This window comes from Escherichia sp. MOD1-EC6819 (genome assembly GCF_002965765.1).
Classification (GTDB): domain Bacteria; phylum Pseudomonadota; class Gammaproteobacteria; order Enterobacterales; family Enterobacteriaceae; genus Escherichia; species Escherichia ruysiae.
Genome location: NZ_PTRG01000002.1, coordinates 25,679 through 39,318 on the forward strand (window position 1 = coordinate 25,679; position 13,640 = coordinate 39,318).

The 13,640-nt window shown below is 51.8% G+C and carries 10 protein-coding genes and 1 pseudogene; 9 read left to right on the top strand and 2 right to left on the bottom strand.

All coding sequences use genetic code 11. The features are described from left to right. Positions 1 to 23: 23 nt before the first annotated feature. From lon to fadM, 5 genes are all read left to right on the top strand, one after another. Entirely contained in the window at positions 24 to 2,378 is a 2,355-nt protein-coding gene (lon, locus tag A7Z06_RS02705) for an endopeptidase La (RefSeq protein ID WP_001295325.1), read from the top strand. A 190-nt stretch (positions 2,379 to 2,568) separates the two neighbouring features. Beyond that, a complete protein-coding gene (gene hupB / locus A7Z06_RS02710; RefSeq protein WP_254892905.1) occupies positions 2,569 to 2,859 on the top strand; it encodes a nucleoid-associated protein HU-beta in 291 nt (96 codons plus the stop codon). Positions 2,860 to 3,050: 191 nt separating this feature from the next. Further along, entirely contained in the window at positions 3,051 to 4,922 is a 1,872-nt protein-coding gene (gene ppiD, locus A7Z06_RS02715; protein WP_000969349.1) for a peptidylprolyl isomerase, read from the top strand. A 150-nt stretch (positions 4,923 to 5,072) separates the two neighbouring features. Continuing rightward, complete coding sequence (locus A7Z06_RS02720) at positions 5,073 to 5,444, top strand: helix-hairpin-helix domain-containing protein (protein WP_000680306.1); 372 nt, start codon at positions 5,073 to 5,075, stop codon at positions 5,442 to 5,444. Positions 5,445 to 5,549: 105 nt separating this feature from the next. Further along, positions 5,550 to 5,948 (top strand): long-chain acyl-CoA thioesterase FadM, encoded by a 399-nt coding sequence (gene fadM, locus A7Z06_RS02725; RefSeq protein WP_001194533.1) that lies wholly within the window; start codon positions 5,550 to 5,552, stop codon positions 5,946 to 5,948. 50 nt (positions 5,949 to 5,998) lie between these two features. Here the strand turns inward: fadM and queC are convergent, their stop codons facing one another. Then, complete coding sequence (gene queC, locus A7Z06_RS02730; RefSeq protein ID WP_001250474.1) at positions 5,999 to 6,694, bottom strand: 7-cyano-7-deazaguanine synthase QueC; 696 nt, start codon at positions 6,692 to 6,694, stop codon at positions 5,999 to 6,001. Between the two features lie 64 nt (positions 6,695 to 6,758). After that, positions 6,759 to 8,459, bottom strand: coding sequence for an SgrR family transcriptional regulator (locus A7Z06_RS02735; RefSeq protein ID WP_001238152.1), 1,701 nt, complete (start codon positions 8,457 to 8,459; stop codon positions 6,759 to 6,761). A 99-nt stretch (positions 8,460 to 8,558) separates the two neighbouring features. Between A7Z06_RS02735 and cof the strand changes: the two are divergent. From cof to A7Z06_RS02755, 4 genes and pseudogenes are all read left to right on the top strand, one after another. Continuing rightward, positions 8,559 to 9,376: pseudogene (cof, locus tag A7Z06_RS02740) on the top strand (HMP-PP phosphatase). 152 nt (positions 9,377 to 9,528) lie between these two features. Beyond that, positions 9,529 to 9,987, top strand: coding sequence for a DNA-binding transcriptional regulator DecR (gene decR, locus A7Z06_RS02745; RefSeq protein WP_000884589.1), 459 nt, complete (start codon positions 9,529 to 9,531; stop codon positions 9,985 to 9,987). A gap of 29 nt (positions 9,988 to 10,016) precedes the next feature. After that, entirely contained in the window at positions 10,017 to 11,789 is a 1,773-nt protein-coding gene (locus A7Z06_RS02750) for a SmdA family multidrug ABC transporter permease/ATP-binding protein (protein WP_105279333.1), read from the top strand. Beyond that, positions 11,782 to 13,563, top strand: a complete 1,782-nt coding sequence (locus A7Z06_RS02755) for a SmdB family multidrug efflux ABC transporter permease/ATP-binding protein (protein WP_001256189.1) — start codon at positions 11,782 to 11,784, stop codon at positions 13,561 to 13,563. The genes A7Z06_RS02750 and A7Z06_RS02755 overlap by 8 nt, the downstream gene beginning before the upstream one ends. The last annotated feature ends 77 nt before the right edge of the window (positions 13,564 to 13,640 follow it).

A 13,640-nucleotide genomic window follows, 5' to 3' on the forward strand; every position in this document is an offset into this window, starting at 1 on the left:
AAATTAAACTAAGAGAGAGCTCTATGAATCCTGAGCGTTCTGAACGCATTGAAATCCCCGTATTGCCGCTGCGCGATGTGGTGGTTTATCCGCACATGGTCATCCCCTTATTTGTTGGGCGGGAAAAGTCTATCCGTTGTCTGGAAGCGGCGATGGACCATGATAAAAAAATTATGCTGGTCGCGCAGAAAGAAGCTTCAACGGATGAGCCGGGTGTAAACGATCTTTTCACTGTCGGGACCGTGGCCTCTATATTGCAGATGCTGAAACTGCCTGACGGCACCGTCAAAGTGCTGGTTGAGGGGTTACAGCGCGCGCGTATTTCTGCGCTCTCTGACAATGGCGAACACTTTTCTGCGAAGGCGGAGTATCTGGAGTCGCCGACCATTGATGAGCGGGAACAGGAAGTGCTGGTGCGTACCGCAATCAGCCAGTTCGAAGGCTACATCAAGCTGAACAAAAAAATCCCACCAGAAGTGCTGACGTCGCTGAACAGCATCGACGATCCGGCGCGGCTGGCGGATACCATTGCCGCGCATATGCCGCTGAAACTGGCTGACAAACAGTCCGTTCTTGAGATGTCCGACGTTAACGAACGTCTGGAATATTTGATGGCGATGATGGAATCGGAAATCGATCTGCTGCAGGTTGAGAAACGCATTCGCAACCGCGTTAAAAAGCAGATGGAGAAATCCCAGCGTGAGTACTATCTGAACGAGCAAATGAAAGCTATTCAGAAAGAACTCGGTGAAATGGACGACGCACCGGACGAAAACGAAGCCCTGAAGCGCAAAATCGACGCGGCGAAGATGCCGAAAGAGGCAAAAGAGAAAGCGGAAGCAGAACTGCAGAAGCTGAAAATGATGTCTCCGATGTCGGCAGAAGCGACCGTGGTGCGTGGCTATATCGACTGGATGGTGCAGGTGCCGTGGAATGCGCGTAGCAAGGTCAAAAAAGACCTGCGTCAGGCGCAAGAAATCCTTGATACCGACCATTATGGTCTGGAGCGCGTGAAAGATCGTATCCTTGAGTATCTTGCGGTTCAAAGCCGTGTCAACAAAATCAAGGGACCGATCCTCTGCCTGGTTGGACCGCCGGGGGTAGGTAAAACCTCCCTGGGTCAGTCCATCGCCAAAGCCACCGGGCGTAAATATGTCCGTATGGCGCTGGGCGGCGTGCGTGATGAAGCGGAAATCCGTGGTCACCGCCGTACTTACATCGGTTCTATGCCGGGTAAACTGATCCAGAAAATGGCGAAAGTGGGCGTGAAAAACCCGCTGTTCCTGCTCGATGAGATCGACAAAATGTCTTCTGACATGCGTGGCGATCCTGCCTCCGCACTGCTTGAAGTGCTGGATCCAGAGCAGAACGTGGCGTTCAGCGACCACTACCTGGAAGTGGATTACGACCTTAGCGACGTGATGTTTGTCGCGACGTCGAACTCCATGAACATTCCGGCACCGCTGTTGGATCGTATGGAAGTGATTCGCCTCTCCGGTTATACCGAAGATGAAAAACTGAACATCGCCAAACGTCACCTGCTGCCGAAGCAGATTGAACGTAATGCGCTGAAAAAAGGTGAGTTGACCGTCGACGATAGCGCCATTATCGGCATTATTCGTTACTACACCCGTGAGGCGGGCGTGCGTGGTCTGGAGCGTGAAATCTCCAAACTGTGCCGTAAAGCGGTTAAGCAGTTACTGCTCGATAAGTCTCTAAAACATATCGAAATTAACGGCGATAACCTGCATGACTACCTCGGTGTTCAGCGTTTCGACTATGGTCGCGCGGATAACGAAAACCGTGTCGGTCAGGTAACGGGTCTGGCGTGGACGGAAGTGGGCGGTGACTTGCTGACCATCGAAACCGCGTGTGTACCGGGCAAAGGTAAACTGACCTATACCGGTTCGCTGGGTGAAGTCATGCAGGAGTCCATTCAGGCGGCGTTAACGGTGGTTCGTGCGCGTGCGGAAAAACTGGGGATCAACCCTGATTTTTACGAAAAACGCGACATCCACGTGCACGTACCGGAAGGTGCGACGCCAAAAGATGGTCCGAGTGCCGGTATTGCCATGTGCACCGCGCTGGTTTCTTGCCTGACCGGTAACCCGGTTCGTGCCGATGTGGCGATGACTGGCGAGATTACTCTGCGTGGTCAGGTGTTGCCAATCGGTGGTTTGAAAGAAAAACTGCTGGCGGCACATCGCGGCGGGATTAAAACAGTGTTAATTCCGTTCGAAAATAAACGCGATCTGGAAGAGATTCCGGACAACGTGATTGCCGATCTGGACATTCATCCTGTGAAGCGCATTGAGGAAGTTCTGACTCTGGCGCTGCAAAATGAACCGTCTGGTATGCAGGTTGTGACTGCAAAATAGTGACCTTGCGCAAATTGCACTAATAAAAAGAGGGCTGGCGGGCCAATTCGGACTTGCCAGCCTTTTTTTGTCTCGTTAAGTTAGAGGGCGGATTAGGCTTGCCCTTATTAAGGGGTGTTGTAAGGGGATGGCTGGCCTGATATAACTGCTGCGCGTTCGCACGTTGAAGGATTCAAGTGCGGGATAAATTATAAAGAGGAAGAGAAGAGTGAATAAATCTCAATTGATTGACAAGATTGCTGCAGGGGCTGATATCTCTAAAGCTGCGGCTGGCCGTGCGTTAGATGCTATTATTGCTTCCGTAACTGAATCCCTGAAAGAAGGGGATGATGTAGCACTGGTAGGTTTTGGTACTTTTGCCGTTAAAGAGCGTGCCGCCCGTACTGGTCGCAACCCGCAGACCGGTAAAGAGATCACCATCGCTGCAGCTAAAGTACCGAGCTTCCGTGCAGGTAAAGCACTGAAAGACGCGGTAAACTAAGGATTATCCCCATTGGGGATGTGACGAAGTTCAAGGGCGCATCTACTGATGTGCCTTTTTTATTTGTATTGCGTGACTTTCTGCGAGTTGTGGGCTGACAATTGCCCCCGTTTCTTGTCACAATAGGCCTTTGCGCGCAGCGATATGTTGCGTGAGGTACACAGTCATCTACAGCGGAGTGTTGTTACACCATGATGGACAGCTTACGCACGGCTGCAAACAGTCTCGTGCTCAAGATTATTTTCGGTATCATTATCGTGTCGTTCATATTGACCGGCGTGAGTGGTTACCTGATTGGCGCAGGCAATAACTACGCCGCAAAAGTGAATGACCAGGAAATCAGCCGTGGGCAGTTCGAGAACGCCTTCAACAGCGAGCGTAATCGTATGCAGCAACAGTTGGGCGATCAATACTCTGAGCTGGCGGCGAACGAAGGCTATATGAAAACCCTGCGTCAACAGGTGCTGAATCGTCTGATCGACGAGGCGCTGCTGGATCAGTACGCTCGCGAACTAAAACTGAGTATCAGCGATGAGCAGGTTAAACAGGCGATTTTCGCAACCCCAGCGTTTCAGGTTGACGGCAAGTTCGATAACAGCCGCTATAACGGTATCCTCAACCAGATGGGGATGAGTGCCGATCAGTACGCGCAGGCACTGCGTAATCAGCTCACTACCCAGCAGCTGATTAACGGCGTTGCGGGCACCGATTTTATGCTGAAAGGTGAAACCGACGAACTGGCTGCGCTGGTCGCTCAACAACGCGTGGTGCGTGAAGCGACTATCGACGTTAACGCGCTGGCGGCTAAACAAGCTGTGACCGAACCAGAAATCGCCAGCTACTACGAGCAAAACAAAAACAATTTCATGACTCCGGAACAATTCCGCGTGAGCTACATCAAGCTGGATGCCGCAACGATGCAGCAACCGGTTAGCGATGCGGATATCCAGAGCTACTACGATCAGCATCAGGATCAATTCACCCAGCCACAGCGTACTCGCTACAGCATCATCCAGACTAAAACTGAAGATGAAGCGAAAGCAGTACTTGAGGAGCTGAATAAAGGTGGTGATTTTGCTGCGTTAGCAAAAGAAAAATCTGCCGATATTATCTCTGCCCGTAACGGCGGCGATATGGGGTGGTTAGAAGATGCCACTATCCCGGATGAACTGAAAAATGCCGGTCTGAAAGAAAAAGGCCAACTGTCTGGCGTCATCAAATCTTCGGTCGGTTTCCTGATTGTGCGTCTGGATGATATTCAGCCGGCAAAAGTGAAGTCGTTAGACGAAGTGCGTGACGATATCGCGGCGAAAGTGAAACACGAAAAAGCCCTCGATGCTTATTACGCGCTGCAGCAGAAAGTGAGCGATGCGGCAAGCAATGACACCGAATCTCTGGCTGGCGCAGAGCAGGCTGCGGGCGTTAAAGCTACCCAGACTGGCTGGTTCAGCAAAGATAAACTGCCGGAAGAGTTGAACTTCAAGCCGGTTGCAGATGCTATCTTTAACGGCGGTCTGGTAGGTGAAAACGGCGCGCCGGGCATCAACTCTGACATTATCACCGTAGACGGCGATCGCGCATTCGTGTTGCGCATCAGCGAGCACAAACCGGAAGCGGTGAAACCGTTGGCAGATGTTCAGGAACAAGTTAAGGCACTGGTTCAGCACAACAAAGCTGAGCAACAGGCGAAAGTGGATGCTGAAAAACTGCTGGTTGAGCTGAAAGCGGGCAAAGGTGCGGAAGCTATGCAGGCTGCCGGTCTGAAATTTGGCGAGCCGAAAACCTTAAGCCGTTCCGGTCGTGACCCGATTAGCCAGGCGGCGTTTGCACTGCCACTGCCAGCGAAAGACAAACCAAGCTACGGTATGGCGACCGATATGCAAGGTAATGTGGTTCTGCTGGCGCTGGACGAAGTGAAACAAGGTTCTATGCCGGAAGATCAGAAAAAAGCGATGGTGCAGGGCATCACCCAGAACAACGCACAAATCGTCTTTGAAGCTCTGATGAGTAACCTGCGTAAAGAGGCGAAAATCAAAATTGGCGATGCGCTGGAACAGCAATAATCCGGAAGCCGCCTCGCAAAAAAATGCTTTGCAGCTGTAACAAGAAAAGGTCGCTTTCGCGGCCTTTTCCATTTCTGAACATTGCCATTTGTTTACTGTTTTCGCTGCCGTTAAGGTGATTCCACTGTTAACAAACAAGGAGAAAACAGTATGAAACACGGAATTAAAGCACTGCTCATCACCCTGTCTCTGGCCTGTGCCGGAATGTCTCATAGCGCGCTGGCGGCAGCTTCTGCGGTGAAACCGGCAGCGGTAGAAACCAAAGCGGAAGCTCCTGCAGCACAAAGCAAAGCGGCAGTACCGGCGAAAGCCAGTGACGAAGAAGGCACCAGGGTCAGCATTAATAATGCCAGCGCGGAAGAGCTAGCCCGCGCGATGAATGGCGTTGGTCTGAAGAAAGCGCAGGCAATTGTCAGTTATCGCGAAGAGTACGGCCCGTTTAAAACGGTGGAGGATTTAAAACAGGTGCCGGGAATGGGCAATTCGCTGGTGGAACGTAATCTGGCGGTATTAACCCTGTAATTAATTTGCATAGTGGCAATTTTTTGCCAGACTGAAGAGGTCATACCAGTTATGACCTCTGTACTTATAACAGTTCTTATAATAACAACGTAAGGTTATTGCGCTATGCAAACACAAATCAAAGTTCGTGGATATCATCTCGACGTCTACCAGCACGTCAACAACGCCCGCTACCTTGAGTTTCTCGAAGAAGCCCGCTGGGATGGGCTGGAAAATAGCGACAGCTTTCAATGGATGACTGCCCATAACATCGCTTTCGTGGTGGTTAATATCAATATCAACTATCGCCGCCCGGCGGTATTAAGCGACCTGTTAACCATTACCAGCCAGTTACAGCAATTAAATGGTAAAAGCGGCATTTTGAGTCAGGTCATCACTCTTGAGCCGGAAGGGCAGGTGGTGGCGGATGCACTTATCACGTTTGTTTGTATCGATCTCAAAACGCAGAAAGCATTAGCTCTGGAAGGGGAACTGCGCGAAAAACTGGATCTGATGGTTCAGTAAACGTTTTGTTGGCCGGATGCTCAAGCCGCATCCGGCGACACCACGAATAATTACTGCAACCCGGTTTTCTGCTTCATCGCTGCCATCACCGTCGGTTTGTCGGCCAGATAATGATTCAATCCGTTAGCGCGCAGATTACATGCAGCACAATGACCACAACCATCGCCTTTAATGCCGTTATAACAGGTCAGCGTTTCGTTACGCACTAAATCCAGTTTGCCGTAATAATCCGCGAGCGCCCAGGTTTCCGCTTTATCAATCCACATCAGCGGCGTTTCAAATCGAATATCTTTCGCCATGCCCAGACTGACGGCATGGTTCAGTGCTTTCACAAACTCATCGCGACAATCCGGGTAGCCGGAGAAATCCGTTTCGCAGACGCCAGTAATTACGGCTTCTGCTTTTACCTGATAAGCATATATTGCCGCCAGCGTCAGGAACAGAATATTACGCCCTGGGACAAACGTATTCGGGATACCATCGGCTTCAGGTTCATAATCAGGCACCGGAATGCTGTCACGCGTCAGGCTGCTGACCGCCAGCTCGTTGAGTAGCGTCACATCCAGCACCTTATGCGCGCGTGCACCCAGTTTCAATGCCAGTTCGCGTGCCACGTCAATCTCTGCGCGATGGCGCTGACCGTAATCGAACGTCACGCAATGGACTTCATCATATTGCTGCAATGCCTGTACCAGACAGGTGGTGGAATCCTGACCTCCACTAAACACAACGACGGCACGTCTCATAGGTAATCCTGCTAAATCGATAAAAGCGTTATGGTAACGCCTGCGGTTAACCCCGACCAGTGCTTCATTGCGACGGCGCGGGAAGCCAGGCTTCGGTAAATTCAAACCAGCCGCGCGGTGTTAGCCGCACACCGTTCACTCCGGGCGGGGCGCTAATGCGATAGTGATAATTGAACAACGGGGTCAGCGTTGCATCTTCCATTAACTGGCTAAACACGGTTTTCAGCGCGTTATTCCGCTTTTCCTCATCAGCCATCAACTGCACGGTATCCAGTGTCGATTGCTGATGTGCATATGCGGAAGCGTCGAAAACATATGACCAGAGTGGATCGCAACGCAGCCACTGCTCCAGGGTATATTCCGGCGCTTCGCCAATTAGCCTGTCGCCCATCATCAAATCTGCCTGTGCCAGCGGGGTCGTGTCGTCCCAGTTTTTCGCGTTATGAAAAACAATCGTTAATTCGCAACCTTCTGCTGCCAGCGTCGTTCGTAATTGTTCTGCCATTACATGAAGTTCCACTGGCAGGTGATAAACCAACGTCAGGTTTTCCGGTAATTTGACCTCATCCGGTACATCCCATTGTGGAATAGCCCAGCCAGGCAGCAATGCATTACTGGCAGTGATCAGGTTTTCTCCGACTTCTAACGTTTGTAGTAAACCGGATTGATGGATAATGGAAATCACTTTTCGCGCCTGCCAGAGGGAAAGGCGGGGGCTTTTGCGCAACGTTAAATAGCAAAAACCTAAACTGATGCCGCTACTGACCTGGCTGACCCGTGGCAACTCTTCAGGTTTACCGATGGTGATTTGTACTGGATGCTGACAACTGGTTCCCAAATCTTTTTCAAAAAGTGGTGGGGTTATCCAGTACTCAACCGCTTTTAGCAGTGGGTGACGCAAATGGTAATAATCATGGCTTTCGAGTCGCACCAGTTCTGCTGTGAATTTTGTTAAGCGAAAAGGACCGGTTCCCACCAGCGATAATTGCGGATGCGCCAGATGACTACAATAGCTCGCCAGCCTGTGTGCCAGCCAATAATCAGGGCGATGTAAAAAGAAGGTCAGACACTGCGGATGGGGGACTTCAATACGCTTCACGCTAGTCAATAATTTCCCCAACGCTGGCAGTTGTAGCAGCATCAATAATCGCTGGTGTAGTTGCGTTGCTTTTACCACATCGCCGTTATGCCAGTGCAGCGTTGAACGAAGATAAAAATCCCAGCGTAGCCCGTCAGCAGAGATTTCCCAGTGATGTGCTAAATCGCCAATCGGGCGTTGGGTATTATTGTCGAAGCGGGTCAGACCGGAAAATATCTGCCCGGCGAGATGCTGCTCGGCACGACCGGGTAAAAAGCCCGGTTGTAGCGGTTCGAGCGGGCGATAATAGGGAATACGCAACGTTGGCGTATCGTTTTGCCATTGCCCGCCCATAAACGGTTGTAATAGGGTGCGCAGTTCACCAGGAGCCAGTTGCGCCAGCTCCAGCACATCTTGCTGTTTTCCGGTTTCCAGTGCCTGTTCCATCATCGCGTTGCGCAGGGATCCCGGTGTCACCAGAAAACGCAGGTGCCCGCGTTTTCCGCGTCCTGATTGCGCCTGCCACTCCAGCCATCCCGACTCCTGAGCCTGACGTAACAGGGTGCGCACGTGGCGTTCGCTGCAAAAACAGCGTTCGGCCAGTTCGCTGACGGTGACGGATTGCGGCTCTCCGGCAGAAGGTTGCCACAGACGTTGATACTGGTTAAGACGGTTTAGCAGTCGCATATAAACCCGGAACAATATTATTTAACTATTCACTATTACTTCCGTATATATCAGGTAATACTCAATCACCATTAACCGTGTCACAGAGTGGAGAAAGAAATGGCTCGTCTGGCAGCATTTGATATGGACGGCACTTTATTGATGCCTGATCACCATTTAGGTGAGAAAACCCTCTCGACTCTGGCGCGTCTGCGTGAACGCGATATTACCCTCACTTTTGCTACGGGGCGTCATGCGCTGGAGATGCAGCATATTATCGGGGTGCTATCGCTGGATGCGTATTTAATTACCGGCAACGGTACGCGTGTGCACTCTCTGGAAGGCGAACTTTTACATCGTGATGATTTGCCTGCGGACGCGGCGGAATTAGTGCTGTACCAGAAATGGGATACCCAGGCCAGTATGCATATCTTCAATGACAATGGCTGGTTTACCGGGCAAGAGATCCCAGCATTGTTGCAGGCATTTGTGTATAGCGGTTTCCGTTATCAGATTATCGATGTCAAAAAAATGCCACTCGGCAGCGTCACCAAGATCTGTTTCTGTGGCGATCACGACGATCTTATGCGCTTGCATATCCAACTAAACGAAGCATTAGGCGAGCGCGCACATTTGTGTTTTTCTGCGATTAATTGCCTGGAAGTGCTGCCAGTGGGGTGTAATAAAGGCGCGGCGTTGGCGGTGCTGACCCAACATTTAGGTTTTCACTGCACGACTGCATGGCCTTTGGTGATGCGATGAACGATCGCGAAATGTTAGGCAGCGTCGGTAGCGGTTTTATCATGGGCAATGCGATGCCGCAACTGCGCGCGGAACTCCCTCATTTACCGGTGATTGGACATTGCCGAAATCAGGCGGTCTCTCACTATTTGACGCACTGGCTGGACAATCCACATCTACCTTATTCCCCCGAATAACGAGATCTCTTCCAGCGCCGGGCAATCGCCCGGTTTTTTTTACTTTGAATTTGTCATTTTGTGCAGTGGCGTTTAAACCGCACAGAATAAATTGTCGGTATTTCGTCTTTAAAATAGAATTAAAAGAGAAAAAAATTCTCTGCGGATTGGCTATGTTAGATAAAATTGACCGTAAGCTGCTGGCCTTACTACAGCAGGATTGCACCCTCTCTTTGCAGGCACTGGCAGAAGCCGTTAATCTGACAACCACGCCTTGCTGGAAGCGTCTGAAACGGCTGGAGGATGACGGTATCCTTATCGGCAAAGTCGCCCTGCTGGATCCGGAAAAAATTGGCCTTGGGCTGACTGCTTTTGTGCTGATTAAAACGCAACATCACAGCAGCGAATGGTATTGCCGCTTTGTCACGGTGGTAACGGAAATGCCAGAAGTGCTGGGGTTCTGGCGCATGGCCGGTGAATATGATTATCTGATGCGTGTTCAGGTTGCCGATATGAAACGCTATGACGAATTTTATAAGCGTCTGGTAAACAGCGTTCCAGGTCTGTCGGACGTTACTTCCAGCTTCGCGATGGAACAGATTAAATACACCACTTCTTTACCCATCGAATAAATATCCAGAATCAGGTCAGGACACAACGCGTGCGATTATTTGCTCAACTAAGCTGGTATTTCCGTCGGGAATGGCGTCGCTATCTCGGGGCTGTGGCCTTGCTTGTTATTATCGCGATGCTGCAACTGGTTCCGCCGAAAGTGGTCGGTATTGTTGTCGATGGCGTGACGGAACAACACTTTACTACCGGGCAGATCCTGATGTGGATCGCCACCATGGTGCTGATTGCAGTCGTGGTTTATCTCCTGCGTTATGTCTGGCGCGTACTGCTGTTTGGCGCGTCTTATCAACTGGCTGTTGAACTGCGTGAAGATTATTACCGCCAGCTAAGCCGCCAGCATCCAGAGTTTTACCTGCGTCATCGTACGGGCGACCTCATGGCTCGTGCGACCAATGACGTCGATCGGGTCGTGTTTGCCGCCGGAGAAGGGGTGCTGACGCTAGTGGATTCACTGGTGATGGGCTGCGCAGTGTTGATTATGATGTCAACGCAAATTAGCTGGCAGTTGACCTTATTTGCACTATTGCCGATGCCAGTGATGGCAATCATGATTAAGCGCAACGGCGATGCTTTGCATGAACGCTTTAAGCTGGCGCAGGCGGCGTTTTCCAGCCTCAACGATCGCACCCAGGAGAGCCTCACCAGTATCCGCATGATCAAAGCCTTTGGTCTGGAAGATCGCCAGTCGGCGCTATTTGCCGCAGATGCTGAAGACACTGGCAAGAAAAACATGCGGGTGGCGCGTATTGATGCCCGTTTTGATCCGACTATCTATATCGCGATTGGCATGGCGAATTTGCTGGCGATTGGTGGGGGAAGCTGGATGGTGGTGCAGGGCAGCTTAACGCTGGGGCAGCTCACCAGTTTTATGATGTATCTGGGGTTAATGATTTGGCCGATGCTGGCGCTGGCCTGGATGTTTAACATTGTGGAACGCGGCAGCGCGGCATATAGCCGTATTCGGACGATGCTGGCTGAAGCGCCGGTGGTGAATGATGGTAGCGAACCAGTGCCGCAAGGGCGTGGCGAACTGGATGTAAATATTCGCCAGTTTACTTATCCACAAACTGATCATCCTGCGCTGGAGAATGTCAGTTTCGCACTCAAACCCGGTCAGATGCTGGGGATTTGCGGACCGACCGGTTCTGGCAAAAGTACTCTGCTGTCACTCATTCAGCGTCATTTCGACGTCAGCGAGGGGGATATCCGCTTTCATGATATTCCCTTGACGCAGCTGCAACTCGATAGCTGGCGTAGCCGCCTGGCGGTGGTCAGCCAGACGCCGTTCCTTTTTTCCGACACCGTGGCGAATAACATCGCGCTGGGTTGCCCGAATGCCACCCAGCAAGAGATTGAACACGTAGCGCGGTTAGCCAGCGTACATGACGATATTTTGCGTCTACCGCAAGGTTACGACACAGAAGTGGGCGAGCGCGGCGTGATGCTTTCCGGTGGACAAAAGCAGCGCATATCCATTGCTCGTGCGTTATTAGTCAACGCAGAAATCCTTATCCTTGATGATGCGCTTTCGGCGGTGGACGGACGCACAGAGCATCAGATCCTGCATAACCTGCGCCAGTGGGGGCAGGGAAGAACAGTAATCATCAGTGCCCATCGCCTTTCTGCGCTGACGGAGGCCAGTGAGATTATTGTGATGCAGCACGGACATATCGCCCAGCGTGGCAATCATGATGCGCTGGCGCAACAAAGCGGCTGGTATCGCGATATGTATCGCTATCAACAACTGGAGGCGGCGCTTGACGATGCTCCGGAAATTCGTGAGGAGGCCGTCGATGCGTAGTTTTAGCCAACTCTGGCCGACTCTCAAACGCCTGTTAGCGTATGGTTCGCCGTGGCGTAAACCACTAGGGATTGCGGTTCTGATGATGTGGGTTGCGGCAGCGGCAGAAGTCAGTGGACCGCTACTCATCAGCTATTTCATCGATAATATGGTGGCGAAAAATAATCTGCCGTTGAAAGTGGTTGCCGGTCTGGCGGCGGCGTATGTTGGGCTGCAACTGTTTGCCGCTGGATTGCACTACGCACAGTCGCTGCTGTTTAATCGGGCGGCAGTTGGCGTTGTACAACAGTTGCGTACCGATGTAATGGATGCTGCGCTACGCCAGCCATTAAGCGAGTTTGATATCCAGCCTGTCGGGCAGGTGATTTCCCGCGTCACTAATGATACTGAAGTGATCCGCGACCTCTACGTTACTGTGGTTGCGACCGTTCTGCGTAGCGCCGCACTGGTGGGCGCGATGCTGGTAGCGATGTTCAGCCTCGACTGGCGGATGGCGCTGGTGGCGATAATGATTTTTCCGGTCGTGCTGGTGGTGATGGTGATATACCAGCGTTACAGTACGCCGATTGTCCGCCGTGTGCGCGCCTATCTGGCGGATATCAACGACGGCTTTAACGAAATCATCAACGGTATGAGCGTCATCCAGCAGTTCCGTCAGCAGGCACGATTTGGTGAACGCATGGGTGAGGCCAGTCGGTCGCACTATATGGCGAGGATGCAAACCCTGCGCCTCGACGGTTTTTTACTGCGGCCATTACTGAGTCTTTTTTCGTCGCTCATCCTTTGTGGCTTGTTGATGCTGTTTGGCTTCTCCGCCAGCGGCACCATTGAAGTGGGCGTGCTGTATGCGTTTATCAGCTATCTTGGGCGGCTTAACGAACCATTAATCGAACTGACCACGCAACAGGCGATGCTGCAACAGGCTGTTGTTGCTGGTGAGCGCGTGTTTGAGCTGATGGACGGACCGCGCCAGCAATATGGCAATGATGATCGCCCGTTACAGAGCGGCACCATCGAAGTCGATAATGTGTCGTTTGCTTATCGCGACAACAATCTGGTACTGAAGAACATTAATCTCTCTGTGCCTTCGCGTAACTTTGTGGCGCTGGTCGGGCATACCGGCAGTGGCAAAAGCACCCTTGCAAGTTTATTGATGGGCTATTACCCGCTAACGGAAGGTGAGATTCATCTCGACGGTCGTCCATTAAATTCGCTAAGTCACAGCGCATTACGTCAGGGCGTGGCGATGGTGCAGCAAGATCCGGTGGTGCTGGCGGATACCTTCCTCGCCAACGTGACGCTGGGGCGTGATATCTCCGAAGAACGCGTCTGGCAGGCGCTGGAAACCGTGCAACTGGCGGAGCTGGCGCGTAGCATGAGCGACGGTATTTACACGCCGCTTGGCGAGCAGGGGAATAATCTCTCAGTCGGGCAAAAGCAACTGCTGGCACTGGCACGCGTGTTGGTGGAGACGCCGCAAATCCTGATTCTTGATGAGGCAACCGCCAGCATTGACTCCGGTACTGAACAGGCGATTCAACATGCTCTGGCGGCGGTGCGTGAGCATACCACGCTGGTGGTGATTGCTCACCGCTTATCAACTATTGTTGATGCCGACACTATTCTGGTGCTTCATCGTGGGCAAGCCGTGGAGCAGGGCACGCACCAGCAACTGCTGGCGGCCCAGGGGCGTTACTGGCAGATGTATCAACTGCAACTTGCGGGCGAAGAGCTGGCAGCCAGCGTGCGTGAAGAGGAATCATTGAGCGCCTGAATAGCGCAAAATTTCATCGTTGGTGCAAAAATGTAACGCACTGTGCACTGTCATAGTGCGTTTTCATTTTCAATCTT

Excerpts from the sequence above, each read along its gene's own strand:
- fadM (WP_001194533.1), top strand. The coding sequence starts at position 5,550 with ATGCAAACACAAATCAAAGTTCGTGGATATCATCTCGACGTCTACCAG.
- A7Z06_RS02720 (WP_000680306.1), top strand. The coding sequence starts at position 5,073 with ATGAAACACGGAATTAAAGCACTGCTCATCACCCTGTCTCTGGCCTGT.
- A7Z06_RS02735 (WP_001238152.1), bottom strand. The coding sequence starts at position 8,459 with ATGCGACTGCTAAACCGTCTTAACCAGTATCAACGTCTGTGGCAACCT.
- A7Z06_RS02755 (WP_001256189.1), top strand. The coding sequence starts at position 11,782 with ATGCGTAGTTTTAGCCAACTCTGGCCGACTCTCAAACGCCTGTTAGCG.
- lon (WP_001295325.1), top strand. The coding sequence starts at position 24 with ATGAATCCTGAGCGTTCTGAACGCATTGAAATCCCCGTATTGCCGCTG.
- queC (WP_001250474.1), bottom strand. The coding sequence starts at position 6,694 with ATGAGACGTGCCGTCGTTGTGTTTAGTGGAGGTCAGGATTCCACCACC.
- ppiD (WP_000969349.1), top strand. The coding sequence starts at position 3,051 with ATGATGGACAGCTTACGCACGGCTGCAAACAGTCTCGTGCTCAAGATT.
- decR (WP_000884589.1), top strand. The coding sequence starts at position 9,529 with ATGTTAGATAAAATTGACCGTAAGCTGCTGGCCTTACTACAGCAGGAT.